The organism is Psychrobacillus mangrovi (assembly GCF_037104765.1).
Classification (GTDB): Bacteria; Bacillota; Bacilli; order Bacillales_A; family Planococcaceae; genus Psychrobacillus; species Psychrobacillus mangrovi.
Genome location: NZ_JBAWSY010000022.1, coordinates 25,246 through 50,929, shown reverse-complemented (window position 1 = coordinate 50,929; position 25,684 = coordinate 25,246). Strand labels below are relative to the sequence as shown.

General features: G+C 36.1%; 24 protein-coding genes, 1 rRNA gene and 1 pseudogene. 16 read left to right on the top strand and 10 right to left on the bottom strand.

Going from position 1 to position 25,684, the window contains the following annotated elements; genetic code table 11:
- Nucleotides 1–22 precede the first annotated feature (22 nt).
- From rrf to WAX74_RS18435, 6 genes and pseudogenes are all read left to right on the top strand, one after another.
- A 5S ribosomal RNA gene (gene rrf, locus WAX74_RS18460) occupies nt 23–138 on the top strand.
- 761 nt (nt 139–899) lie between these two features.
- On the top strand, nt 900–1,577 hold the full coding sequence (locus WAX74_RS18455; RefSeq protein WP_336499137.1) for a response regulator transcription factor: 678 nt from the start codon (nt 900–902) through the stop codon (nt 1,575–1,577).
- The gene (locus WAX74_RS18450; protein ID WP_336499136.1) at nt 1,574–2,953 is read left to right on the top strand and encodes a sensor histidine kinase; all 1,380 of its coding nucleotides are present in this window, start codon (nt 1,574–1,576) and stop codon (nt 2,951–2,953) included. The genes WAX74_RS18455 and WAX74_RS18450 overlap by 4 nt, the downstream gene beginning before the upstream one ends.
- A 62-nt stretch (nt 2,954–3,015) precedes the next feature.
- Nucleotides 3,016–3,989: pseudogene (locus WAX74_RS18445) on the top strand (MMPL family transporter); the annotation flags it as partial.
- A complete protein-coding gene (locus tag WAX74_RS18440; protein ID WP_413788995.1) occupies nt 3,981–4,976 on the top strand; it encodes an MMPL family transporter in 996 nt (331 codons plus the stop codon). The pseudogene WAX74_RS18445 and the gene WAX74_RS18440, both read left to right, overlap by 9 nt.
- Before the next feature lies 1 nt (nt 4,977).
- Nucleotides 4,978–5,367, top strand: a complete 390-nt coding sequence (locus WAX74_RS18435; RefSeq protein WP_336499133.1) for a hypothetical protein — start codon at nt 4,978–4,980, stop codon at nt 5,365–5,367.
- Nucleotides 5,368–5,408: 41 nt separating this feature from the next.
- Here the strand turns inward: WAX74_RS18435 and WAX74_RS18430 are convergent, their stop codons facing one another.
- The gene (locus WAX74_RS18430; RefSeq protein WP_336499132.1) at nt 5,409–6,308 is read right to left on the bottom strand and encodes an EamA family transporter; all 900 of its coding nucleotides are present in this window, start codon (nt 6,306–6,308) and stop codon (nt 5,409–5,411) included.
- 12 nt (nt 6,309–6,320) lie between these two features.
- Nucleotides 6,321–6,893: a GNAT family N-acetyltransferase gene (locus WAX74_RS18425; RefSeq protein ID WP_336499131.1), complete on the bottom strand. Its 573-nt coding sequence runs from the start codon at nt 6,891–6,893 to the stop codon at nt 6,321–6,323.
- A gap of 159 nt (nt 6,894–7,052) precedes the next feature.
- Between WAX74_RS18425 and WAX74_RS18420 the strand changes: the two genes are divergently transcribed.
- From WAX74_RS18420 to WAX74_RS18395, 6 genes are all read left to right on the top strand, one after another.
- Complete coding sequence (locus WAX74_RS18420) at nt 7,053–7,250, top strand: PLD nuclease N-terminal domain-containing protein (RefSeq protein WP_336499130.1); 198 nt, start codon at nt 7,053–7,055, stop codon at nt 7,248–7,250.
- Nucleotides 7,247–8,149 (top strand): ABC transporter ATP-binding protein, encoded by a 903-nt coding sequence (locus WAX74_RS18415; RefSeq protein WP_336499129.1) that lies wholly within the window; start codon nt 7,247–7,249, stop codon nt 8,147–8,149. Before WAX74_RS18420 ends, WAX74_RS18415 begins: the two co-directional genes overlap by 4 nt.
- Nucleotides 8,146–8,928 carry an ABC transporter permease gene (locus WAX74_RS18410; RefSeq protein ID WP_336499128.1) on the top strand — a complete coding sequence of 261 codons (783 nt, stop codon included), beginning with the start codon at nt 8,146–8,148 and terminating at the stop codon, nt 8,926–8,928. Before WAX74_RS18415 ends, WAX74_RS18410 begins: the two co-directional genes overlap by 4 nt.
- A 372-nt stretch (nt 8,929–9,300) precedes the next feature.
- Nucleotides 9,301–9,579, top strand: coding sequence for a hypothetical protein (locus WAX74_RS18405; protein ID WP_336499127.1), 279 nt, complete (start codon nt 9,301–9,303; stop codon nt 9,577–9,579).
- Nucleotides 9,580–9,684: 105 nt separating this feature from the next.
- Nucleotides 9,685–10,308, top strand: coding sequence for an NAD(P)-dependent oxidoreductase (locus WAX74_RS18400; RefSeq protein WP_336499126.1), 624 nt, complete (start codon nt 9,685–9,687; stop codon nt 10,306–10,308).
- A gap of 24 nt (nt 10,309–10,332) precedes the next feature.
- On the top strand, nt 10,333–11,130 hold the full coding sequence (locus WAX74_RS18395; RefSeq protein ID WP_336499125.1) for a metallophosphoesterase: 798 nt from the start codon (nt 10,333–10,335) through the stop codon (nt 11,128–11,130).
- A 41-nt stretch (nt 11,131–11,171) separates the two neighbouring features.
- On the opposite strand, the gene WAX74_RS18390 is transcribed toward WAX74_RS18395, so the two are convergent.
- The 7 genes from WAX74_RS18390 to putP all read right to left on the bottom strand — a co-directional run bounded on the left by WAX74_RS18390 (nt 11,172) and on the right by putP (nt 17,647).
- The gene (locus WAX74_RS18390; protein ID WP_336499124.1) at nt 11,172–11,357 is read right to left on the bottom strand and encodes a CsbD family protein; all 186 of its coding nucleotides are present in this window, start codon (nt 11,355–11,357) and stop codon (nt 11,172–11,174) included.
- A 61-nt stretch (nt 11,358–11,418) separates the two neighbouring features.
- On the bottom strand, nt 11,419–12,162 hold the full coding sequence (locus WAX74_RS18385) for a hypothetical protein (RefSeq protein ID WP_336499123.1): 744 nt from the start codon (nt 12,160–12,162) through the stop codon (nt 11,419–11,421).
- The gene (locus WAX74_RS18380) at nt 12,163–12,690 is read right to left on the bottom strand and encodes an RNA polymerase sigma factor (protein WP_336499122.1); all 528 of its coding nucleotides are present in this window, start codon (nt 12,688–12,690) and stop codon (nt 12,163–12,165) included. It abuts the gene before it with no gap.
- Between the two features lie 115 nt (nt 12,691–12,805).
- Nucleotides 12,806–13,405 (bottom strand): response regulator transcription factor, encoded by a 600-nt coding sequence (locus WAX74_RS18375; RefSeq protein WP_336499121.1) that lies wholly within the window; start codon nt 13,403–13,405, stop codon nt 12,806–12,808.
- A 3-nt stretch (nt 13,406–13,408) separates the two neighbouring features.
- Complete coding sequence (locus WAX74_RS18370; protein ID WP_336499120.1) at nt 13,409–14,539, bottom strand: sensor histidine kinase; 1,131 nt, start codon at nt 14,537–14,539, stop codon at nt 13,409–13,411.
- A gap of 85 nt (nt 14,540–14,624) precedes the next feature.
- Nucleotides 14,625–15,677, bottom strand: coding sequence for a Delta(5) desaturase DesA (gene desA / locus WAX74_RS18365; RefSeq protein WP_336499119.1), 1,053 nt, complete (start codon nt 15,675–15,677; stop codon nt 14,625–14,627).
- 485 nt (nt 15,678–16,162) lie between these two features.
- A complete protein-coding gene (gene putP / locus WAX74_RS18360; protein ID WP_336499118.1) occupies nt 16,163–17,647 on the bottom strand; it encodes a sodium/proline symporter PutP in 1,485 nt (494 codons plus the stop codon).
- A 122-nt stretch (nt 17,648–17,769) separates the two neighbouring features.
- On the opposite strand from putP, the gene WAX74_RS18355 reads away from it, so the two are divergent.
- Complete coding sequence (locus WAX74_RS18355) at nt 17,770–18,933, top strand: exonuclease SbcCD subunit D (RefSeq protein ID WP_336499117.1); 1,164 nt, start codon at nt 17,770–17,772, stop codon at nt 18,931–18,933.
- Nucleotides 18,930–22,010, top strand: a complete 3,081-nt coding sequence (locus WAX74_RS18350) for an SMC family ATPase (RefSeq protein ID WP_336499116.1) — start codon at nt 18,930–18,932, stop codon at nt 22,008–22,010. The genes WAX74_RS18355 and WAX74_RS18350 overlap by 4 nt, the downstream gene beginning before the upstream one ends.
- 641 nt (nt 22,011–22,651) lie before the next feature.
- Here the strand turns inward: WAX74_RS18350 and WAX74_RS18345 are convergent.
- Nucleotides 22,652–23,944, bottom strand: coding sequence for a M48 family metallopeptidase (locus WAX74_RS18345; protein ID WP_336499115.1), 1,293 nt, complete (start codon nt 23,942–23,944; stop codon nt 22,652–22,654).
- 124 nt (nt 23,945–24,068) lie between these two features.
- Between WAX74_RS18345 and WAX74_RS18340 the strand changes: the two genes are divergently transcribed.
- Nucleotides 24,069–24,890, top strand: a complete 822-nt coding sequence (locus WAX74_RS18340; RefSeq protein ID WP_336499114.1) for an ABC transporter permease — start codon at nt 24,069–24,071, stop codon at nt 24,888–24,890.
- 4 nt (nt 24,891–24,894) lie between these two features.
- Complete coding sequence (locus WAX74_RS18335; protein ID WP_336499113.1) at nt 24,895–25,674, top strand: ABC transporter ATP-binding protein; 780 nt, start codon at nt 24,895–24,897, stop codon at nt 25,672–25,674.
- Nucleotides 25,675–25,684: the final 10 nt, after the last annotated feature.

Sequence of the window (25,684 nt, the reverse complement as noted above, 5' to 3'; positions counted from 1 at the left end):
ATGTGTATTGAAAGCCGAAGAGTCTAGTGATGATGGCGAAGAGGTCACACCCGTTCCCATACCGAACACGGAAGTTAAGCTCTTCAGCGCCGATGGTAGTTGGGGGTTTCCCCCTGTGAGAGTAGGACGTCGCTGGGCATCAAGAAGTCGTCACCGAGTAATCGGTGGCGGCTTTTTTTGTTCTAGAAAAACAGGCCGAAGGCAAATGGATAAGTAAGTATATATGTATGCGAGAAAGTAGAGGAGCAAAGAGTTCGAGGAAGCAAGGAAGAGAGACTCGCAGCGTATGCTATACGCGAGAATCGAACGACCGCGGCTGACGAAGAAATCTGCCGCTCATCTGCTTTCGCAGCCCGAACACGGATGTTAAGCTCGCACGCCGATGGTAGTTGGGGGTCTCCCCCTGTGAGAGTAGGACGTCGCTGGGCACCAAGAAGTCGTTACCGAGTAATCGGTGGCGGCTTTTTTTGTGTTTTCATTTAGAAAAGAGGAAGAAATCTGGATCATCTCAAAGGAAGTGCACTCTTTATTGTGAGAAATAGTCGCTTTCACGGTCTAATTGGTTGCTTTCGTAATCTCCTTAGTAGCTTATATTACTCATTTGGTTGCTTATGGGCTTGGAATGGTTGATCTCAAAGGCAAACTAGTCTCCCTTATCCATATTTTTACTAAAATTCTCAATCAAGAATTGTTGGTCACCGAGTAATCAGTGACCAATTTTTTGTGTATGATGTTGGACAAGATGAAGTGAGAGCTCTTTATTGCGAAAAATGGTTATGTAGTTGACTGCTACGTTCAGCGAGGCACTACTTTTCCCTCTAATTAATGTTCTTAAGTTGGCTATTACTTGCCGAATTGGATAGAAACAGACACAATAAAAAATAATAGGAGGGTTCAGTGTGGTAGTGATACTAGCAGTAGATGATGATGTGCATACGTTAGAATTAATATCTATTTATTTATCTCAAACGGGATACCGTGTAATAAAAGCAACTAACGGGAAAGAAGGATTAGCATTAATAGAAAATGTAGCTCCTGATCTTGCAATTGTAGATGTTATGATGCCCATTATGGATGGATTAACTTTAACAAAGCAAATACGTGATCAATATGATATTCCAGTATTACTTTTAACTGCAAAAGGAAGATTAGAGGATAAAGAAAAAGGGTATTTGGCTGGTTCTGATGACTATTTAGTAAAACCCTTTGAACCAAAAGAATTACTATTTCGTATCCGAGCAATTTTGAGAAGATATGATAAAACAAGTGATGCCGATATCCAAGTAGGAAATTTAAGTATCAATCGTAAGAGTTTTGAAGTACATGTTGGTGAAGATATATTAGTGTTGCCATTAAAGGAGTTTGAGTTACTTTCTAAGCTGGCTACTAAACCAAATCAAGTGTTTACACGAGATCAATTAATAGTGTCAGTATGGGGAGTGGATTTTGAAGGAGACGAACAGACTTTAAGCGTACATATTAAACGAATTCGGGAACGTTTAAATAAATTAGAAACAGATATTCATATTACAACAGTCCGTGGCATCGGTTATAAATTAGAGGGAAACCGGTTATGAGAACCTTATATAGCAAGTTTGTGTGGATGACTCTTCTCATTATGTTTCTAAGTGGTACTTTAGGATTTATCATTGTGAATACGTATTATCACCAAAATTTGAAAGTGGAAAATGATTCGAAGAATGTACTTGTTGCAAAATCTATGGTGAAGCTAATTGAAACTACTGAGAAAAACCATTTAGAGGCCATTTTAAATGCATTTGGAGATAGTGGATATCAAATATATATTATAAGTGAAGAACGCCAAAAAAAGAGCTTTGGTGGGGATTTCAGGGTAAATGAAATAAGTGATTCTGTAGTGAAAAGTGTTTTAGACGGAGAAACATATCATGGAATGCGGGAGTTTCCTAGAGAAACATTTATTACGGGGTACTTTTCAAATGAATTAACAAATACAGTTGGAGTTCCATTTACATATGACAATAAAAAATATGCTTTATTTCAAAGACCTAACATAAAATTTCTATTTAATGAAATTCATTTATTATTAGGTGGTCTTGCAGCAGCAATGATTATCATCAGTGTAATTGCTATGTTAATAGTAGCGAAAAAAATGATTGATCCTTTAACGAAATTGACCATTGCAACTAAGAAAATTGCGATTGAAGATTTCCAAGTACCTATACCGGTTTATCAGAAAGATGAAATTGGACAACTAGCAGAAAGCTTTCGATATATGGTAATGCAGTTGGAAGCGAGTGACCGATATAAGAAAGAATTTATTTCAAGAGTATCACATGATTTTCAAACACCATTATTGAATATTCAAGGCTATGCTACGTTACTTGAGAACAAAAAGTTGAACGAAACAGAACAATTAACATACACATCCATTATTCAAAAAGAAGCAAAGCGTTTATCAAGCGTAATGAAGCAATTATTGATACTTACCTCATTTGACCAAATGAATCATCGAAGAAAAAATGAATGTTTTCGACTTGATAACCAATTAAAACAAGTCGTACAAAAGTTTAGATGGATGATGGAGGAAAAGGATATATTCCTAAAACTACAATTGAAAGAGGTAGAAATATCAGGTGATAAAGAAATGTTGGAGTATGTTTGGGAAAATCTTATATCCAATGCGATAAAATACAATCGTTCACCAGGAGAAATTCACGTTAATGTTACTGAATCATCAAACCATGTACTTGTTACAATACAAGATACTGGAGTTGGTAATAAAGATTCAAATTATGAGCAGTGGACAGACAGTTTTTACCGTGATGATACAGCAAGATCTACTCAAATTGAGGGTAGTGGGCTTGGCCTTGCCATTGTAAAAGAAGTGATTCAGTCTCATAATGGACGCTTATCATTTGAAAGGGTAGAACCATTTGGAACGAAAGTGGCCGTTCAATTAAATAAGCTGTAATTTTCTGTTCATCTTCCGTTCATTTTCACCTTGTATAGTACCCCTTATAAGGGGGCAGTAAAATGAAAAATAAACGTCACTGGCTTATCGTTATAGCAGCCTGGCTTTCGATAGTAATATTACTTTCTTTTCTTGCTCCATCAGGAAAAGAAGTGGCGAGTACATCCAAAAATGCCGGGCTACCAGAAACAGCTTTGTCTTTACAAGCGGATAAAATAATAAAAGAGAATTTCTCTACTAGGGATGGATTACCTCTCCTTATCGTTTTTGAAAATAAAAAAAGAGCTTCTGATGAGGAATTTCAAGAAGTTCTAGAATTAATGGAAAAAAACTATTCAAATATGCCAAGGTTCTCTCAAATTCCTATGGATCAACGGGCTTCTTTTGTTTCGGAAGATCAGAAGACATTTTTCGTTCCATTAATTTTACAAGCAAATTTAGAAAGTAAAGAGGTTCATGAAAAGGTTAAAGAGATTAAAAATAATGTATCACAAATTGTTCCTTCCGACTTCAATATTTACTACACAGGACCAGCGGGAATAGCAAGTGATACTATAGAACTTTTCTCACAGGCAGATTTGATATTACTATTAGCGACAGTTTGTATTATTTTTATTCTACTTATCCTAATTTACCGCTCTTTCCTACTTGCGGTCATTCCTCTTATTGGAGCTGGGATTGTGTATGGGGTAGTGGATAGAATATTGGTCTCACTGGTAAGTTCACATCAATTACGATTGAAAACCAAGCCCTTTCCATTATGACGATTTTATTGTTTGCTGTAATTACCGATTATTCTCTTCTGCTGTACGCTCGGTATAAAGAAGAACAGGATATGAAAGTGGCACTTACTCGAACAAGAGAAACCATTCTATTTAGTGGCGGAACTATTCTAGCAGGAGTAGCAACCCTTTCTTTTGCCATATATGAGCCATATCGTAATTTTGCACCGGTGTTTGTTATTGCGGTAATTGTCATGCTGATAGCAGGTCTTACTCTTTTACCAGCATTATTTGCTGTCGTAAAAATACCGAAACAGAACAATAAGAAATCAAAGATTTGGGCTATAGCTGGTAAAACAAGCACTCAAAAACCATGGAGAGTTGCACTCCCAATCCTACTGATTGTTGGAATTGGAACTTGGCATGCGACCACGATTGTCTATTCTTATGATTTACTGGAATCCTTTCCAAAGGAATTATCTTCAAGAGAAGGGTTTAAAAAACTAAGTGAAGCATTTTCAGAAGGAGAAATAGCACCAACAACAATTTTAATAAAATCAACAGATGATAAAATCATTTCAACTATTATAGAAAAGATAGAAGATAGGCCATTAGTCGATCAAATACGACCTTTTTCAGAGAGTGATAGGTATACAAAGTTTTCTGTAATATTAAAAGCCAATCCTTACAGTAAAGAAGCTTTAGATGAAATAGAGAATATAACAGAAGAACAAAATGTTCAGGTTAGCGGAGAAACAGCAAAACAAGTCGATATTCGTAAAATTAATGGAAGAGATACCAGTTTGGTAATGATTTTCATGACTGTTTTAATAGGAACAATGCTAGCATTTCAAACAAAATCTATCCGAGCACCTCTATTAATATTGGTTTCCATATTATTATCTTTTGGGGCCGCATTAGGATTCTCTACATGGATCTTTGACCTATTTTTTAATTATTCATCCTTTAGTTATCGTATACCTTTGTATTCATTCGTTTTTTTAGTAGCTTTAGGAGTAGACTATTCTATTATGTTGATGAGTAGATTAAAAGAAGAGAGAAAACAACTTAGCGAGCAGGAAGCAATTGCAAAATCTGTTGAATTAACAGGAGGGGTTATTTCTGCAGCAGGATTAATTTTGGCAGCTACGTTTGCAGTATTGATTACACAACCCGTAATGGAACTGAAAGTATTTGGGTTTGTAGTAGCATTTGGCGTCCTAATCGATACATTTATCGTAAGACCACTATTACTACCTTCCTTGTTAACAATTACAAGTAAAAAAATAGGAGGAAATTGAGATGCAACAAAAATGGAGTTTACGTTTAATACGAGCTGGTGCATTATTTGGACTACTAGGAGCTTATCTAGGATCACATATGGCCGGAGCTGGATCATATGCACTCCGCCCAATCCACGCCCATATCTTATTAGTAGGCTGGCTATCGCTATTTGTTTATGGATTGTTTTACAAGCTATATAAAATAAAATCCCCTAAGCTAGTAGCCGTACATGGCTGGACAGCAATTATCGGAGCAATCGGTTTAACATTAGGTATGTATTTACAGTTCATGCAACCATTTAATATAAACGAGACATTTGCGTTAGTTGCTTATATAGTAGGAGGATCATTGCTACTTCTAAGTTTTGCTGTATTTGTTTTGGTGACATTTAGAATTGATAAGGAATAGAAAAAAGCTGAAGTCAATGAATTGGCTTCAGCTTCTTTATATTAAACAGTCTGTCGTTTTTTATTTGTTCTAATTCGGGCAAGTGTCGGTATGCACATACCAACTAAGATAATGACTATCCCGAGAACTTGTAACCAAGATAATGCCTCACTTAGCACTATTACTGAAACAGTCACGGCAACCGGTAATTCCATTGCGCTCAGGATAGAAGATACTGCGCCTCCCACTTTTGGAACCGCAATTACAAATAAATAAATTGGAATAATAATACCTAGCAAACCAAGGGCTAGTCCGTAGAAAACAAGTGGTTCTGTAAACAGCTTTCCATTCCATATTATTTCAGGACTTTGGAATAAGGTAATCATAATCATTGCAAAAAAAGAAACGAATAATAGACGAGTAGTTGTATTCATCCCTTCCACTTGCTTTGTATTGACGTTCATATTAAGTGAAAAGGAAAGTGCAGCGGCAAATCCAAATACCCAACCTCTCCAGTCAATACCACTTAAATCGACATCAATAATACCAGCAGCCAATATAGTTCCGACAAATAGAATGATAAGAGATATAACTTCTGGTCTTGATGGTAACCGTTTTCTTAGAATACAATCGATAAGCGTTCCGATCCAAGTGAATTGAAAAAGCATAACGACAGCAAGAGATGCAGGTAAATAGATAAGTGCCTGTCCATAAACAATTCCTGTCAGTCCAGTAAAAATACCAGCTAACAAGACGATTTTAAAGCCACCATTGAAACGGGGAAGCTTTCGTTGTGTCATCATATATATAATCAATGCTAAGAGAAAACCAATAATATATTGACTAGATGTTGCTTCAGAGGCAGTATATCCATCCCCAATAGCAAGTTTAATCATTGTTGATAATGTCCCATAACAACTGGCTGCAAAAACAACCATTAGAGGGTAAATCCATAACTTCATAAAAGTTCTCCTTTAATTGGCGTCGACCGTTTTCACCATATGATGAAAGGGTTCGCCAATAATTGTCCAAGGACATACAGTAACAAAACCTAGACGATTATACAAGCGAATAGCAGCTTCTTTTTCCGTTTCCACGTTCAAGGAAAGTTTTCCGCCACCAGCATTTTTCACTAATTGTTCTGCATATGTTAATAATTGTGTCCCAATTCCATGTCCACGATATATTGGGTCTACTACGACCGTATCTATATAATTCTCACCAGGTGATGTTTCACAATCTATTTTGACTGAGGTTCCTTTTTTATTGGAAAGATATTTCTCTAAATTAGCATCGAGTGTAACTGCTTGCTCTGATTTATAGAAGACAAGTGCACCAGCTACTTTCCCTTCCATTTCCGCGATATACGTATACAAATAGGAATGTCGATTGTCTGTCCGAGTAAAAAAATGGACAAATTCCTTTGTGATGGCTGTTTCTTCTGTTTCTCCAGTGATTTGCATGGAGATGTCACCTATTGCTTCCATAATCAGTGGTACGGCCGCATGCGCATCTTCTTTCCGTGCTTTTCTAATTTCTAATTCCATTTTAAATTCACCTTCCAACGTTCTATTATAACATAAGCATGTAAACACTTTGCCTCTAGAATGAATGGAAATACATTTTAAAATAAATTTAAAAGTTTTTGAATCTTTTCTGTTCTATATGTAGTAGAATAGATGTAACGAAACAAAGGGGGAATAGGAATGGATTTCGAATCAATACCGTGGATGCTAATATTGCCACTTATAATTATCCAACTTATCTTGATGGTAGTAGCTATTATTGACTTAATACGGGTATCCCATACAAACGGTCCGAAATGGTTATGGGGAATTATTATTGTTTTTGGAAATATAATTGGATCAATTATTTACTTTATCGTTGGGAGAAGAAATGAATGAATACACTACTTCATATGCAAGGGTTAACAAAAGAATATGGTAAAGAAAAGGCAGTAGACAATGTCACTTTTTCGTTGAATAAAAATACGTCTACTGCATTAATTGGACCGAATGGTGCTGGGAAAACAACTACTTTATCAATGCTTGCTGGTCTACTTAAACAAACAACTGGGTCCATTGAATTGGACGTCGGAATAAAAGGCGATATAAGACGTGAAATAGGTTTTCTACCTCAATATCCGCAGTTTTATTCATGGTTAACAGCACTTGAATTTACTGAGATGGCTGCGAAATTAAGTGGAGTAGACGCAAAAATTGCAAAAGTAGAAGCAGAAAAAACCTTGGAATTTGTTGGTCTCGGGGAGGCCAAAAAGAAAAAGACGGGTACATTTTCTGGTGGGATGAAGCAACGTCTAGGCCTAGCTCAAGCAATTGTGCATAAACCAGCTTTGCTTTTACTGGATGAACCAGTGTCAGCTCTAGATCCAATAGGAAGACGAGAAATTATGAATTTATTAAAAGAATTGCAAGCAAAAACGACTATTTTATATTCAACTCATATCTTAAATGATGCAGAGGAAATGACCGATCAATTATTATTTTTGCGAAAAGGCAAATTAGTGGAGCAAGGTTCTATGGAAGAGGTTCGTGAAAAATATGCAAATCCTCAATACAAAGTTTATTTCACAAACAGTGAAGAGGCATCCCAATTTATTGAAACTTCACCTTACCCTGCAAGACAGGAAGGTCCGATTGTCTTTATTGAAATAGGAGAGGGTAAACTGCAAATGAATGAAGTTTTACGTGTACTTGGAAATAGTAATTTTAGTTTGTCGAAGGTTGAACGAGCAACTGCTAGTTTAGAAGAAATCTTTTTACAGGTGGTGAATGAAGGATGAGTAACTTTTCGGTTTTATTCCAAAAAGAATGGCGTGAAAATGTACGAAACTTTAAAATAATCTGGATACCACTAGTGTTTGTCCTGTTTGGTATATCAGAGCCTCTGATGAATTATTACTTACCTCAAATATTAAGTACTGTAGGAAATATGCCAGAAGGAGCGGTTTTTCAGCTACCTCAATTAACTCCAGAGCAAATTGTGATGTCTACTGTAAGCCAGTATCAATTTATTGGAATGTTGGTGGTGACACTTGGTTTTGCAGGTATTATTGCAAGGGAGAGAAAAAACGGGTCTTCAACGCTTATATACGTTCGTCCGATTGCTTTCTCTAGTTATGTGTTTAGTAAATTAGTCATTATGTGCATTCTTGTGATTAGCAGTGTGATACTTGGATTGTTAACGAACTTATATTATACATATGCCCTTTTTGGAGCTGTAGATTTGGGGGCATTTACAGGGTTTCTTGGGACTTATCTTGTATGGATTTTGTTTGTGATTAGTATTGTTTTATTTTCAAGTGCAGCTTTTTCGACAGGTGTTGCTTCTACGGTTTCACTTATACTCGTTTTAGTTGTTCAAATAATCGATTCTTTACTCGGTACTTATTGGACGATTTCGCCATGGAAGCTACCAATGTATGCAAGTTTCGTATTAAACGGCGATGTAGATAAGACACCTTTTGTCTGGAGTATAATTGTTACTTTGCTAGCTATCATAATACTTTTGATTGGAGCAGTTTATTTAGCAAAAAAGAATGTTTTTAAGTCGAAGATATAATCATACATGGAGGTGACAAACCTCTGATGGTATTACGAAGTAGCTGGAAAATACAGTAGAATCATAATCCTTTTCGTGAAAAAAACAACATTAGGAGAAATTTTTACGCTTGAAAAAAATAAAGAAAATTATCAATTTATAGCGCAAGGATGCGGCTGTTTATGAGGCTTGATAAATATTCAAAACTACTATAACTAGAGGTAAACGCTTCTTATTACGGAAGAGGATATTCCAAGCGATAAGCTGATAGGGATTGTTACACCTGTGAGTATGTCAAAAAAATATATAAATTTTTACAAAATAGAGGACTTTTCTTAATAGAATTCAAGTAAAATGGAAATGTTACATATTATTTGAAAAGGAGGACTCATTTTGAATCCGGTTGAAACTGAACAAACTGCAGGGTATTCCAATAATGTTACCCCAAAAACAGCGACTGATATGTCAGTTGGAGAATGGATTATTACGATGCTAATAATGATTATTCCAATTGTAAACCTCGTCATGCTATTTATATGGGGGTTTGGTAATCCAGATCCACGTCGTAATTATGCCCGCGCCTCACTTATTTGGATGGCTATTAGTATTGGACTAATTATTATTTTTTATGGAGTTATATTCGCATTTATTTTTTCTTTAAATTCTTATTAAATGTAATTTCCCGGGAAATAACATTTCTCGACATCTAAAAGTATCCCAACGCAAAATGTGGGATACTTTTTTATTTGATATAATAAAAAAAAGGAGCTGTTTCTTATGAAAATAGCATTATTCGGAGCTACCGGGCGTGTAGGTGGAGAAATTCTTTCTTTGTTGCTAAAGAATAATCATTACGTGACTGTTCTTGTAAGAAATCCAGAAAAGCTCAAGCCTCATGTTAATTTAACTGTTATAAAAGGGAATGCAAGGGTAAAATCAGATATAGAAAAAACTCTAGATAGTGTTGATGGGGTTATAAGTGCTCTAAATACAGACCAAACAACTGTATTAACAGAGGCAATAGCACATATTATTTCTATTATGGAGAAACAAAATATAAAACGAATCGTCACTATTGGAACAGGGGGGATACTATCAAGTCGGGTGAACCCTGAATTGTTACGATATCAATCCTCTGAATCAAAGCAAAAATCAACAGTTGCTGCGAAAGAACATCACAAAGTGTACGACATGTTAAAAGAAACCTTATTAGATTGGACGATTATTTGTCCAACTTACTTACCAACTGGTGCGACTACTAATGCTTTTATTATTGAAAGAGATCGATTGCCAATTGGAGCAGTTCAAACTACAACGGGGGATACAGCTTTATTTGCTTATAAGGAATTGATGGAGAGTAACCACATTGGTCATCGAGTAGGAATTATGAGCCCAAAGTAAGACATATATTTTAGGAGTAGTTAAATGAAAAAGTGGTTAGTTTTGTTATTAGTATTAGTAGCTATATTATATTTTGGAAATAAAAACATAAAAACTACAGAGATAGTAGTAGAATCAGATAAAATTCCTACTTCCTTTAATGGATTAAAGATTGTCCAAATTTCGGATCTACATGATGCAACATTTGGTGAAAATCAAACAAAACTTGTAAAAAAAGTGAAGAACGCCAAGCCAGATTTAATCTTTATAACTGGTGATTTAATAGATAGTAATCGATATGATTTAGAAAATAGTCTTGATTTAGTAGAGCAAATAACATCTTTTGCACCTATTTATTATGTGACTGGAAATCATGAAATTGCAACGAATGATATGGAGAATATTAAAACCTCCTTGACGGAAATAGGAGTAAATGTATTAACGAATGAAGAGGAAACCATTAAAAAAAACGGTGAGAAGGTTCGTATAATCGGTATTGAAGACCCATTGAATGGAGTTCTTATTAAGGAAGCGCTTAGTAAATTTAAACAATCAGAAACGTTTACATTAGTGCTTTCTCATCGACCTGAGACGTTTCAAGATTATGTAAATCATAACGTGGATATAGTGTTCTCGGGACATGCACATGGAGGTCAGTTTCGAATTCCTGGGATAGGTGGTTTAGCGGCACCGGGACAAGGATTGTTCCCTCATTTTACAGCAGGAGTATATGAAGAAAATGATACAAGGATGATTGTCAGTAGAGGCCTTGGAAACAGTATCTTTCCAGTAAGGGTATTTAATACACCAGAGATTATTAGTGTCACATTAAAATCTAAATAAGAAAAGCTCTCCGCTACTGCAGAGAGCTTTTCTTATCCAAATTATAAACGATCCCGATCAACACGATCCTTAGCTTCACCAACTGTTTCTTGCGCTTCACCTTTAAGTTTGTCTAATTTACCGTCAGCTTGTAAACTTCTATCATCTGTCGCATTTCCAATTTGATCTTTTGTTTCACCTTTAACTTTGTTTACAGTACCTTTTAATTTGTCAGATAATCCACTCATGTAAATTCCTCCTCAAATTATTAATCTACTCTTTGTTTACCCGAAGGAGGGGGTATTAAACTTATTCAACGATTTCAAATTCCTGAAGCATGGCGTAGAACCTTGCACCATGACCTTCCGCAGCTTCTAAGAAATATTTCTCTATAATCACGAAGCTGCCGCCATTTTTATTGTCTACTATATACACATTTGTAACGGGACTGTCCCATTCAGAACCGCTAATTCCATGCAACTTAAAGCCTTCAATTGGTTCTGTAACTCGTTCGGTATCAGTCACATTCGTATATTCAGCTTCTAATTCCTTTTCTAAAGTTGAGACTATTTCATCAGGTGATTTATCAGTAATTTGCTTGATTTCCATCGAAACTTCCGGATACTTTTCTTCTAAAGGCTCCTTGGTCGTAATAATATCCGAGGTTTCACCTTGGATAAGTTTATATCTTTCTTCATCGATATAAATAACGTATTCTGAATCTTTACCTTCTTGTAAAACGACTTCTGTCTCTTCATCCATTCCCTCAATACTTTGTGTAATTTGTTTCTCTGAAACGAAAATGTCTTTAATTTGTTTAATTAATGCTATTCCAGTGTTAGTTTGCGTACTGAACAATAGAATTACCGCAGCAGCAGCGGCAATTGTAATAGGAACAAACTTAGATTTCTTTTTCAAATGTTTATCCTTTCTACTCTTTTCCGGAAACAGCTCTTTGTCTAAATCATTCCAAATATCTTCTTTTAATTTATCTTGAGCATCTTCTGTATGCTTTAATATATCTTTACTTGCTCTTTTGTCCATTTGATCCATTCAAATTTCCTCCATTTCAGTCAGATGTAATTGTTTCTTTAATAGGTTTCTCCCGTTAAATAATCTTGATTTAACTGTGTTTTGGTTCAACTCTAAAATTTGAGCAATTTCTCTTTCAGAGAAGCCTTTTATATATTTTAATAGTATTGGTATTCGGTATAAGTCCGACATGTTTTGTATAACCTCGTATAAATCCTTTACACTTTCTTTCGAATGTTCCATTAGTTGTGTATCTTGTTTTTGTTGAGCAGTGTCGACCGGTATATTTTTCTTTTCATTATTTAAAAGTCGAATGCATTCATTGACTAAAATGCGGTAGAACCATGCATTAAAAGAAAGTGCCGGCTCGTAAGAAGATATATTTCGATAAACACGAATAAAAGCCTCCTGGACCGCATCTTTTGCATACTCATCATTACGTGTTATAGCCTTAGCGGTACGAATGGCATAGCTTGCATATTCATCGTATAAGCTCCGAAAAGCATCTCTATTTCCATTTTTAATTTCCGTTATAATATTTTCGTGCATAAGTTCACTCCTTCCATAAAAAAATACCTTCACTATATATACCCTTCAAACGTTTAAAAAGTTTAGGACAAAAATAAAAAAACTGCTTAAAGTTGTCCTTTAAGCAGTTTTATATTCATTTAAACCAACCCTTCTCCTTAAATCGAGAAATTGCCTCGATCCGGTTGCCTACATCTAATTTATCTAATATAACAGAAATATAGTTTCGGACAGTTCCGGTAGTTAGGAAAAGTTCGCCTGCAATTTCCTTTGTACTTTTACCATCAGCAATCATTCCAAGAACTTGGCTTTCGCGCTCTGTTAAAGGATTATCCTCTTCATACGCAATATCAACTAATTCAGGAGCGTATATACGTCGACCATCCATAATAGTGCGAATCGAATTAGCAAGCTCTTCACTAGGACTATCTTTCAGCAAATAACCACTGACACCAGCTTTTCGAGCACGTTCAAAATAACCAGATCTTGCGAAAGTCGTTAAAATAATTACTTTGCAATTTTCGTCTTTTAATTCTTCTGCAGCATCCAATCCACTTTTAACAGGCATTTCAATATCCATAATACAAATATCAGGTTGCAATTGATGGATTAGCTTAAGGGCTTCCTCCCCATTACTCGCTTTTCCCACAACCTCCATATCTTCTTCTAGATCAAGAAGTGAACCTAGGGCACCAAGCACCATTCGTTGATCTTCTGCAATTACAATTCGAATCATCTGTTATTCCTCCTGTCTCGATTGCTGAATCACATTTGGTACATGTATATTAAGAGTTGTTCCATTTTTCGCCTGAATGTCGAAACTACCATTTACAAATTCTAATCGTTCTTTAATACCTCGTAGTCCATGCCCTCTAGACCAGTCCTTTTCCACAACTAAACCAGTGCCATTATCATGAATTTTTAGCAAAGTTTCTTTAGCGGACTGTTTAATGGAAATAGAGCAAGAGGTAGCATTACTATGTTTCACAACATTCGTAATGGCTTCTTTTAAACACATACTTAGTACGTTTTCGACAAGGAGGGGAGTTTTCACAAGTTCTGGTGTTCCGCTTACTTTACAATCGATCTGTGCGGCTAGTAAAATTTGCTTCACGCGAAATAGTTCCTCTTCAAGTTTTGTACCACGCATATTTGTTACAAGTTCTCTTACTTCCTTTAATACAGAGCGAGCAGTTTGGTTAATATCATTTATTTCACTTTTAGCGGCGTCTGGATTTTTTTCGATTAGCCTGCTTGCTAAATCACTCTTCAAACCTATTAGAGATAGTTTTTGTCCGAGAGTATCATGTAAATCTCGGGCAATACGTTCTCTTTCTTCAATTATGATGTATTGGGAAATACGTTTTTGTGCGTCCTCCAACTGACCTTCTAATACTTCGCGTTTGTTTCGATTGTATGTATTGAATGGCAATAAAATCACACCGATTAAACAGATGATGAGGAAGGGCATGTGCGAAAGGAAAAGCTCTGTTTGTATAAAGAAGCCAATTATAACTGCTGTGATCATCGCTACTAAATGTATACTGTAAATGACAAAAAAGTTAGATTTTTGTTGAATATTCCCAATAAAAAAAGATAAAAAGATAGAAAAATAAATATATCCATATAAAAAAGTCATACTGACACTAATAGAGATTTCTATAAATACACATATATAGAGAAGTAAACCCTTTGATGTGAAAGATGACCGATAAACAATAAAAAATAGTAGCATGAGTACTAAACCAATTACTATTTCAAATGGACTAGATGACTTAAAAATAAAAAAGAAAGGTAAAATACAAAAAACAATCCAAGCATAAATACTTAGCCAAGGGTATTTAGGAAATATTTGATACCATTTTGTCATTATTACACCTCTAGTTTGGTTGCTTATAGTTCTATTATATAGGAAAAACCATTCCTATTTAACTGGGAATGGTTTTTCCTGTAATTTATTTTCCGTCGAAACTTGCATTTTTGGAATGTAATTTAACGTTTGATTTAGGGTTCTTTAGTAAATGTTTAATTTCTTTAAAGCTGACAAAGTTTTTATTTGCTTCATCATACAGACGGAAGTGAATAGATTGCAAGCTTGTACGAAGATTAATCGTAGTTGCCTTTTGTAAAGGTGGTGTCGATTCATGCGCCATTTCTAAATTGTAATTAGGGACACGTGGACTTAGATGATGTACATGGTGAAAGCCGATATTTCCAGTTACCCATTGCAGTACTTTTGGTAATTTGTAATAAGAGCTTCCATCAACCGCAGCTTTTACATAATCCCATTCCGATTCATCTTCAAAATAAGAATCTTCAAATTGATGCTGTACATAGAATAACCAAATTCCTAGTGAACCAGCAACAAAAAGAATCGTACCTTGAATAATAGCGAATGCTTGCCATCCAATTAACCAAATCATTAGAGAGTAAATAACAATTACAGAGATGTTGATTAAGTATGTGTTGTTACGTTCTTTTGGTCGCGCATCTTTGCGGTTAACTCGATTACTAACTAAGAATAATAATGCAGGCCCTAGACCGAACATTACGATTGGATTACGGTATAGACGATAAGAAAGTCGTTTCATTGGAGTTGCTTCAATGTATTCTTCAACAGTCATCATCCATATGTCACCGACACCGCGTTTATCTAAATTTCCACTTGTAGCATGGTGTATATTGTGTTCACGTTTCCATTTCTCATAGGCGAATAAAGTGATAATTCCAGTGATGGTACCAGTAATGTTGTTTGCTTTCTTATTTTTGAAGAAAGAACCATGCGTACAGTCATGAAAAATAATGAAAATACGAACAACAAATCCTGCAGCAACAACAGATATTGCGACTGTCAACCATACGGAAATATCAAGGGTTAAGTACGCTAAGAACCAAAGGATAAAAAACGGTGGAATTGTATTTATAAGTTGAAAAATGCTTTTTTTCAACTCTGAATTTTCAAATGGTTTTACATTTTTACGTAATTCAAGCGTTTTTTCTCTACTCATTTTATTCCTCCTAATAAGAATCATTACCATAACTATAAGGAAATTACCCATTTAGGAGTAGGCATAAACGTCAAGTCATAAACATGACAAGTGTCATATAGGCTAATATGTACAGTACTATTTTCCGTTCCAGGCGGTCGCTTTCCGCGGGCGAGCGTCGAGCCTCCTCGGGCCAACACGATGTTGGTCATGAAGGCGTCGAGGGCAACAGGATGTGGGTCATGCAATCGTTGCCGCACGATGCGCGAACTTAGATTGCCTTCCATTTGACGAGGCGCCCTTAGCCTTCCTTCAACTAATACGCTACGTGCGGGGTCTTGGACAGTCTCGCTTTTCCGCAGGAGTCGCCGACTTTCACTCCAATCCAATACTTCTCAATCAACATTATTAGATGGAAACACAAAAGCAGATGGAGAAAAACCAGTCGTTTTTCTCCATCTGCTTTATTTTAGGGACATATTGAATAGACCCTTTTACTAGTACTATTAACGATCACGTTTTAGTAAACGTAACGTCTCATCAAATTCTTTATCTATTTCAGCATTTGGTTTGTAAGTTATTAAGCTTACAATCACTGTAACAATAAGTGCTAGAACGAAACCAGGAACAATTTCATATAATGCACTTGTTAGGGCATCAACAGATCCCCAAATAACTACGGTAATAGCACCCACCACCATACCGGCTAAAGCACCAGCTGAGGTAATTTTTCTCCAGTAAAGTGAAAGTAAAATAACTGGACCAAATGATGCACCAAAACCTGCCCAAGCAAATGATACAAGTTTTAAGATTGTTTCATTTTCTCCCCAAGCAAGGATTGCAGCTACGATAGAAACAACAAGCACAGCAATACGCCCATAGTTCACATAAGTTCGATCAGATGCGTCTGTTTTAATGAGTGCCTTGTATAAGTCTTCAATTAATGCAGAAGAAGTAACGATCAATTGAGATGAAATCGTACTCATAACTGCTGCTAAAACTGCTGCAAGTACAAGCCCTGCAATAAATGGATGGAAAACAATTTGTCCAAGTGCAATGAACACTGCTTCTGGACTAGTTAGGTTTGCATTTGGATTTTGCGCAAAGTATGCAACGCCAACTAATGCTGTAGCCATTGCTCCAACTAGACTTAAAATCATCCAACCAATACCTATTCGACGTGCTTGTTTCGTTTCCTTTACAGAACTAATTGCCATAAAGCGAACAATAATATGTGGCTGACCAAAGTAACCAAGACCCCAAGCTACAGCAGATATTCCCCCTACTAGTGAGGTACCCGCAAAAAGACTAAGATGTGTTGGGTTTACTGATTTTATAGATTCAATAGTTTCCCCTAATCCACCAGTTAAAAATACTCCAAAGACAGGTACACATATTAATGCAAGGAACATTAAAAGTCCTTGAAGGAAATCGGTATAACTAACAGCCAGGAATCCTCCAAATAGTGTATACGCTACAACAACAGCCGAAACTACTAGCAGTCCTGTATGATAATCAAGTCCAAAAGAACTTTCAAAGAATACTCCTCCAGCTACCATTCCCGAAGATACGTAGAACGTGAAAAATAATAAAATAATTAGACCTGACGCAATACGTAGTAAACGTGATGATTGCTTTAAACGACTTTCTAAATAACTTGGAATTGTTATAGAGTCATTTGATACTTGTGTGTAAACACGTAATCTAGGTGCAACGAATAACCAGTTTAAGTAAGCACCGATTGTGAGTCCAATGGCAATCCATGCCTCACCCATACCCGAAAGATAAATAGCTCCAGGTAATCCCATTAACAACCAACCAGACATATCTGCAGCCCCTGCACTTAATGCAGTTACAGCTGGACCCAGTGAACGACCACCGAGCATATAATCGGTTAAGTTGGCAGTTTTTCTGTAAGAATACCACCCGATAACAAGCATTGCTACCATATAAATAATTATGGCTGTAAGTTGATAAGCTTCTGATGACATAAGCATCCCTCCCAATGTCATCATAACATGTGAAGTAAACGGTTTCATTAGAATTTTAATAATTACCAATCATTTCTTTTAATATATGATGTTAAAATAGTCTTATAGAGGAGGTTTTTCTTTTGAAATTTTTTCATACAGCAGATTGGCATTTAGGCAAATTAGTTCAAGGTATATATATGACAGAAGAACAACGATTTGTTATCAATCAATTAATAGAAGCAATTGACATAGAGAAGCCAGACGCAGTAGTTATTTCAGGTGATTTATATGATCGCGCTGTACCACCAATGGAGGCTGTTAACTTATTGGACGAATTACTTGCGGAGATTGTCTTAAAACGAAAAACACCCGTATTAAGTATTGCCGGAAATCACGATAGTCCTGCTCGTCTAAATTTTGGCAGCAAGCTAATGAAAGATTCGGGATTATATATAGTAGGTCAATTAAATAAAGAGCTAAAATCTATCATTCTGAATGATGAATATGGAGAAGTACATTTTCATTTAATTCCATATGCTGATCCTTCCCAAGTACGACATTTATTTGAGGATGACACGGTAACTAATCATCAAGAAGCTATGAGTAGAATTATAGAAGAAATCGAAAAAACGCTAGATTTATCGAAAAGGCATGTGTTTGTTGGACATGCATTTGTAACTGCACGTGGGCAGCAAGAAGAGAATACGAGTGATTCAGAACGTCCACTGGCAATTGGTGGAGCTGAATATGTGGATGCAGCCCTTTTCAAAAACTTCCACTACACGGCACTTGGCCATCTTCATCAAGCCCATTTTGTATTAAATGAAACAATACAATATGCAGGCTCTCCATTAAAGTATTCTATTTCAGAGGAACACCACAAAAAAGGTTATTATATTGTCGAATTAGACCAACATGGTAAGGTTACGTTGGAAAAACGTTTGCTAGTTCCAAATCGTGAAATGAGAACAATAGAGGGCTATATGCAAGATATATTGCATCAACCGGTGAGTCAAGACTTTGTATTTGTAAAATTACTTGATGAGACACCTATCTTATCTCCAATGGAACAGATCAGAACTGTATATCCAAATGCGATGCATGTCGAAAGAAAAGTGTTCAAGTCAATTACTACAAATGAAAAAGAACAAGTAAGTCGTCGAAAAACAGACGATTTTACTCTTTTTCAGGCGTTTTATACCGAAGTAAGCGGAAAAGAGCCCTCAGAGGAAACAGAAAACTTATTTCAGGAAGTCTTAGGAAGTCTAATGATAGAAGAACGTGAAGGGGGATTCAAAGCATGAAGCCGCTTCAACTTAAGATGACTGCATTTGGTCCATACAAATTAACCGAAACAATAGATTTTAATGAGTTACAGAACAATCGTCTTTTTGTTATCTCAGGAGCAACAGGAGCAGGCAAAACAACTATATTCGATGGGATATGTTTTGCATTATATGGATTGGGAAGTGGAGAAGATCGTCGAGATACGAAAATTATGCGTAGCGATTTTGCAACAGACGACACACATACTTGCGTTGAATTAACGTTTGAAATGCATCAACGTACATATCGGATATTACGTCAGCTTCCGCATGTGAAAAAAGGAAATAAAAGTGCAACTGGTGAACGCTACGAATTCTTTGAAGTAAATGAAATGGGTGAATCTCCTGTTGTTGACCGTCAAATTGTATCAGAAATCAACAAAAAAGTAGAAGAAATTATTGGACTGACACAGGATCAGTTTAGTCAAATCGTTATGCTACCTCAAGGGGAGTTTAGAAAGTTATTAACCTCTCAAACAGAAAACAAGGAAGCTATTTTACGAAAAATCTTTAAAACAGAGCCTTATAAAATGATTAATGAGAAATTGAAAGAGAAGAAACTACTAGCAGAAGCTGAGTTGAAAAAAGAAGAGTTAACTCGAAACAGCTATACAGAACAAATTTTAGCTTCATTTCCAACGAGAGATTCTAGCGTTTTTCAGCTCATTCAATCAGGAAACTTTAACGTTGTTCAACTTATGGAAGCATTAAAAGAAGAAATAATTTATTATGAAGAGAAAATTCAACTGGACGAGACTGCATACAAAAAAGCATATGAAAAACATGAAAACAAACAGAACGCTTTTCACGAAGCAAAAGCAGTAAACGATCGATTTATAGAGCTTGAAGCAAAAGTACAAAGCCTTGAAAACTTACAAAGCCAGTCAAAAGATTATGCAGACAAGCAAAAGAAGTTAGAAGCAGCTGAACGGGCAAGCTCTATTGAACCTATTGAAACTTATTTTCAAGAATTAGAGCAAGAAGTGGATAAAAAATCGCAGCTATTAGAATTAGTCAAATTAGAAATATTAGAAACAGAAGAAAACGTAAAACAAGTAGAAATTGAGTATATAGTAGAAGCAAATAAAAAAGAAGAACGTGAAAAAAGTGTGGAAGCACTTATTCGTTTAAACGCATTTATACCTTTATTAGAAGACCTCGAAGTAAAAAAAATCGAGATGCTTGATTACCAAAATCGTATGAATGAACTAAACAGTCAAGTGTCTGCTATGACAAATTTATTTCTCGGAGAAAAAGAAGTATGCGCCTCACTAATAGAGGAAATAGAAAAGCTAGAAGAACTTGTAGAACCACTAGACTATGAAGTACAACGGCTTACGAAATTACAAACAGAAAAGAATAGGTTGCAAGAGTTTATCACAAGTGAACAACTTTTTCTTAGCCTAGTAAAAGAAGAAAGTATTCAAGAACAGTTATTTTTAGATTTACAAGAGGTATATAAGGAAGAAGAAAGTAAGTGGATAAGCAACCAAGCAAGCATCCTTGCATCCAAGCTTGTGGAAGGAGAGGCTTGCCCAGTTTGTGGGAGTACGGAGCATAAAGGGGTAAATGCAGAAGTACACGATCAAGCTGTAAATCAAGATGAATTGCAAAGCTTAAAAGACAATCTAACTAAGCAAGAATCTATTTTTTTGTCGGTTCGTGCGAAAAAAGAAACTGCCGAAAATAGTCTTTTGAAGATGCAGGAGCAAATAGAAGAACTTCAACTTTCTGTTTTAGAAGCACCGCAATTAATAAAAGATGTCGAAAAACTAGAATTAGAAATAGTGAGAATTCGACAAGAAAAAGAAAAGCTAGCAGTTATGCGAGAGCCTTATAAGGCGAGTGTTCAAAAAATTGAGAGGCTAGAGCAAGAAAAAATAAGTGCGGAAGCTACTTATCAACAACAAAAAAGCATGTTTGAGCAAGCAAAAGCAGTGTATGATTCCAAGAAAGCCTCTATTCCAACGAACATTTCCAACTTGCAGGATTTAAAACAACAAATAAATGAAGCGGCCAAGAATAAAGAGCAATTAGAAAATTCTTGGACACAAATACAAAATAAGAAACAGTTGACTATAGAAGCATTCACGAAAGCCCAACTTGCTTTAGGGCATGCTTCCAATTCACTTCATGAAGCAAAAGAAAAAAGAGACAAGGCCTTTGTTCAGTTAAGAGAAGCATTAGCTAAAGCTGACTTTGACACAATCGAATTGTATAAGGCAGCGAAAATGTCTGAATCAGAACGAGTAACTTTGAAAGAACAGTGCAATGCTTATAACCAAGCGCTTCATACACTTACAGAGCAAGTGAAAGAGAGACGGGAGCAACTTGCAAACAAAGCAAAAGTAGAGTTAGCTCCGTTAGAGGAAGAGCTAGTTACACTTAAAATTGCTTATGAAGAAGCATTAAGTATCGTAAATCGTTCGAAAGAGTATGCGAAGGCAGGTCTTGAATTAGAGCAAAAAATTAGTTCTGCAAGTTCTCGCATAACAATGTTGGAGCAGCAAGTAGGACGTATTATAGACCTATATGACGTGCTTAGAGGTCAAAATCAGGCTAAAATATCGTTTGAACGATTCGTGCAAATTGAATATTTGGAGCAAATTGTACAAGCTGCAAATGAACGGCTAAAGCATTTGTCTAGTGGTCAGTATTACTTAATTAGAAGTGAAAGACAAGAAACGCATGGTAAACAGAGTGGACTTGGATTAGACGTTTATGATGCATATACAGGACAAACAAGAGATGTGAAGACGTTATCAGGTGGAGAAAAGTTCAATGCATCACTATGTCTGGCACTTGGAATGGCTGACGTTATCCAAAGCTTCCAAGGTAGTATACGAATTGACACGATGTTCATTGACGAAGGATTTGGCTCGCTTGACGAAGAATCATTAAACAAAGCAATTGATACATTAATTGATTTACAAAAATCAGGTCGAATGATTGGCGTAATTTCGCATGTTGCAGAACTAAAGGCTGCAATACCTGCAATTTTAGAGGTACAGAAATTAAAAGAGGGCTATAGTAGAACAAGATTTGTTATTAAATAGTATGTAAGTAAAAAGGTGAGTCCTACTAATGGATTCACCTTTTTATATTGAAGATTGAAAGGTTTTCCGAAGCTTACTGCTCGCTATTCAGGCCCCGTTGATTTCCGTTACAGGCGGACGCATTCCGCGGGGTGAGCGATGAACCATCCGCCCCTTCGGGTACGTTGTGATGTTTCATCTGTCTCACTGATCCCGCCGGAGTCGCCGCCTTCCACTAGAATCAACTAGTGTATGTCTACAGAAAAAAATCTTCTATCTAAAAAATCATCTTGTTGAGGCCATCTTCTAGTGCCATATCTACAACAAAAATCAAAATAATGAACGAGGCTAATTCTCCAACGCCTTATGTCTACGATCTGAGGTAAGTCCATCAATACGATAGCAACTATTCTGTAGTTATCCAAAACAGTAAGTACCTAGTTTCCAATAGTTGCAGGAGGGCGACGGACAGACGAAAGTCACAGGATTACCGAAAAAAGATGGGAGGGTCGTGACGCTCGTCACAACCTCCCATCCAAAAATTAACACGGTATTGGTGTAGCCAAAGTCTATCCAAAGCACTCTGGAAACGTTTGAAAGCAGGTATGCTTTTAAAGGTACGCTTGCGCTTTTCTTAATTTATATATGTCCTTAAAAAGCAGTTAATAGTTATAAATTATTTCTAAAAATTCTTCTTCATTGGTAACATCTAGCATGTCAAATGCTGAGTATCCTTCAGGATCAATTTCCGTTGGATCAGCACCATATTCATAAAGAAGGGATGCCATATAATAGTTTTCATAATTTATCGAAGCGGTTAATGCATTTGAATACAAATCAGCGGTGTTCGGGTCTGCACCTGCCTGTAACAATATTTCAGCAATATCATCATTCTCCTCATAGATCGCCAGAAGAAGTGCCGTTGTGTTCTCAGAATCTTGTTCTTCTAAATCCACACCGTCTTCAATTAGCTGATTGACAGTTTCTGTATCAGCATCTATAACTGCTTGCATTAAAGGAGTTTGAGTATAGGAAAATGAATCATCTGAAAATGTTTCGCCTAAAGTGCTTCCGGAAAATAAATTTGCATACGTGAATGTCCCGGCAGTTACAAAAGCGATAACTCCGATATAAACTGCAAAGAAAATAGCAAATAATGCTCCGATGCCTAGTGCTATTTTGCTTGAATTAGAATAATAAGATGGTGTTTCATTGACTTGCATAAATTTTCCTACGGCTTGAATTCTTTTTGGAAGAAGCGGATGACTTGAAAGTACCTCACTTAACCAAACAGCGACATTCGATTCTGTATGGATTTGTTCTAAATAAGCGTCTTCGTTAACTTCTTTGTATAATTTTTTCCCTACACCAAGAATGGTAAGTGCTCGCTTAGCTGCTACTCCATTTTGAATATGGTAGGCCGCTTCTCGGTCACATGTATATTCACATGAACGACTGTAAGCTTGAGATAGATAGGGAATAAATTGAGCAGGCATAATTAATATATTTTTCCAAACATGTCTACGATTCACATGGGATAGCTCATGGGCAATTATAAAATCTAATTCTGCCTCCCCTTGTTCTCTAGCAAGCTCAAATACTTCTGAATAGATAACCACCATGTTTCTTCCAAGAAATCTCGTTGCAAATGCATTGAAGGCACCTTCTGAATGAATGACAAATACATCCGGAACCTTTTTAATATTCATCTTAGAACTTAAATGTATAACTCGCTCATAAACATCTGGGAATTGCTTTTCACTTATTCGTATACCATTTCCCCGTATGGAACCTAGCATAATAGCATTTGCATATAGTAGAATTGCTAAAATTACAAGTAATATAGCAATTCCAAATAGAGAAGCGATAGCTAATATGTATATAAAAGCACTAAAAATGATACTGAGTATAAAATAAATCAGTTCTCTATTTGACCTTAATTCTTTGGGTGTCAATTTTTATTCCTCCTTTAAAAATATTTATAAATCTACCAAATATTGTGATTGTAGTCAATGAGAATTAGTGATTTTCACACATTTACCCGATTTAACATATTATTTTTACAAGAGGTGGTGAAAAATGCGCGATGAAAAAGGGGTCGTCCAATACGATCCTTATAAAACGGAACAACAAGAATGGAAGAAACAACAAGTGAAAGAAAGAGCAAAGCAGCTTCTAACAATTATCTCTCCTATCCTCATTTTATTATTATGGGAAGTTTGTTCTCGAACGGGAATCCTTGATATTCGGTTTTTCCCTCCTCCGTCTGCAATTGTCTCTACTTTTATCGATTTGGCGACGAGTGGACTATTATGGACGCATATTTCGGTCTCACTATATAGAATTGCAGCAGGCTTTTTATTAGGTGTTATTCCTGGAATAGTTATTGGATTACTTATGGGATTATATGCACCTATTCGTCATTTTATCTCCCCTATTGTAATGGCTTTTATGCCGATACCTACTCTAGCATTACTTCCAATTATTATAATCCTCTTTGGAATTGGAGATTTTTCAAAAGTAGTAACGATCGCAGGCAGCGTATTTTTCCCAGTTGTCATCAATACAGTAGCGGGTGTAATGAATATTGAAAAAGTGCATTTAGATGTTGCTAAAAATTATGGAGCAAGTCCGAAAGACTTTTTCTTTAAAATAGCTTTTCCTGGTGCACTTCCTGTCATGCTTGAAGGTATTCAGATGGGGCAGGCAATTGCATTGCTCACAATAGTTGCGGCGGAAATGATGGGAGCTACTTCTGGAATTGGGTATTTAATTTGGACCTCTTATAAAGCCTTCATGTTAAAAGAGATGTTTGTTGGTTTAGTGCTCATTTCATTTTTTGGGTTTCTATTTTCACTCTTCTTACGTGGGCTGCAAAAAAAGATTGTCCCGTGGAGGTGAGTAGTTGAGTAATCCTATTAAAATATCGATTGAGAATTTAACAAAAGTTTTTTACAAAAAAGATAATAGTGTAACAGCGGTTAAAAATGTATCGCTTCAAATAGAAGAGGGTGAATTTGTCTGCTTGGTCGGGCCGAGTGGATGTGGCAAAACAACATTACTAAGAATTTTAGCCGAATTAGAATCTCCAAGCTCTGGCTCTTTCAAAATTATGTCAGATTCAGGAAAAAGGCCACTTCAATCAATGGTTTTTCAAGAAAAAGGTGTAATTCCTTGGTTAACAGTGAAGGAGAATGTTGCTTTCGGACTCAATATGAGAAACCTACCGAAGGATTTTATCCAAAAACAAACAGATTATTATTTAGAAAAGGTAGGTCTAATGAATTTTTCCAAGCTTTATCCGAAAGAAATTTCTGGTGGAATGAAACAACGGATTAGCATTGCTAGAGCCTTTGCAAATGACCCGGAAATTCTACTGATGGATGAACCATTTGCAGCATTAGATGAGCAAAATAAATTTATTTTACAGGAAGAACTGCTTTCGATATGGTCTGAAACGAAAAAAACAGTGTTATTTATTACGCATAGTATTGACGAAGCTTTGCTATTAAGCGATCGCATCGTTTTAATGAGTGCTCATCCAGGTGAGATTATCAATGAAATTAAAGTACCTGTACCAAGACCTAGAACGATGGAACAGGTGCGAGCAAACACAGAGATGGCGGAGCAATTTATTGCAATATGGAATCACTTGCAGCAGGAAGTACAAAAATCAAGAAGTTAAGGGAGGAAGC

What these genes read in the sequence shown, in the direction of transcription:
- WAX74_RS18350 (WP_336499116.1), top strand. Translation starts at nt 18,930, where the DNA reads ATGAAGCCGCTTCAACTTAAGATGACTGCATTTGGTCCATACAAATTA.
- WAX74_RS18400 (WP_336499126.1), top strand. Translation starts at nt 9,685, where the DNA reads ATGAAAATAGCATTATTCGGAGCTACCGGGCGTGTAGGTGGAGAAATT.
- WAX74_RS18370 (WP_336499120.1), bottom strand. Translation starts at nt 14,539, where the DNA reads ATGACAAAATGGTATCAAATATTTCCTAAATACCCTTGGCTAAGTATT.
- WAX74_RS18375 (WP_336499121.1), bottom strand. Translation starts at nt 13,405, where the DNA reads ATGATTCGAATTGTAATTGCAGAAGATCAACGAATGGTGCTTGGTGCC.
- WAX74_RS18390 (WP_336499124.1), bottom strand. Translation starts at nt 11,357, where the DNA reads ATGAGTGGATTATCTGACAAATTAAAAGGTACTGTAAACAAAGTTAAA.
- putP (WP_336499118.1), bottom strand. Translation starts at nt 17,647, where the DNA reads ATGTCATCAGAAGCTTATCAACTTACAGCCATAATTATTTATATGGTA.
- WAX74_RS18410 (WP_336499128.1), top strand. Translation starts at nt 8,146, where the DNA reads ATGAGTAACTTTTCGGTTTTATTCCAAAAAGAATGGCGTGAAAATGTA.
- WAX74_RS18380 (WP_336499122.1), bottom strand. Translation starts at nt 12,690, where the DNA reads ATGCACGAAAATATTATAACGGAAATTAAAAATGGAAATAGAGATGCT.
- WAX74_RS18430 (WP_336499132.1), bottom strand. Translation starts at nt 6,308, where the DNA reads ATGAAGTTATGGATTTACCCTCTAATGGTTGTTTTTGCAGCCAGTTGT.
- WAX74_RS18435 (WP_336499133.1), top strand. Translation starts at nt 4,978, where the DNA reads ATGCAACAAAAATGGAGTTTACGTTTAATACGAGCTGGTGCATTATTT.
- WAX74_RS18395 (WP_336499125.1), top strand. Translation starts at nt 10,333, where the DNA reads ATGAAAAAGTGGTTAGTTTTGTTATTAGTATTAGTAGCTATATTATAT.
- WAX74_RS18425 (WP_336499131.1), bottom strand. Translation starts at nt 6,893, where the DNA reads ATGGAATTAGAAATTAGAAAAGCACGGAAAGAAGATGCGCATGCGGCC.
- WAX74_RS18415 (WP_336499129.1), top strand. Translation starts at nt 7,247, where the DNA reads ATGAATACACTACTTCATATGCAAGGGTTAACAAAAGAATATGGTAAA.
- WAX74_RS18450 (WP_336499136.1), top strand. Translation starts at nt 1,574, where the DNA reads ATGAGAACCTTATATAGCAAGTTTGTGTGGATGACTCTTCTCATTATG.
- desA (WP_336499119.1), bottom strand. Translation starts at nt 15,677, where the DNA reads ATGAGTAGAGAAAAAACGCTTGAATTACGTAAAAATGTAAAACCATTT.
- WAX74_RS18420 (WP_336499130.1), top strand. Translation starts at nt 7,053, where the DNA reads ATGGATTTCGAATCAATACCGTGGATGCTAATATTGCCACTTATAATT.
- WAX74_RS18385 (WP_336499123.1), bottom strand. Translation starts at nt 12,162, where the DNA reads ATGGATCAAATGGACAAAAGAGCAAGTAAAGATATATTAAAGCATACA.
- WAX74_RS18340 (WP_336499114.1), top strand. Translation starts at nt 24,069, where the DNA reads ATGCGCGATGAAAAAGGGGTCGTCCAATACGATCCTTATAAAACGGAA.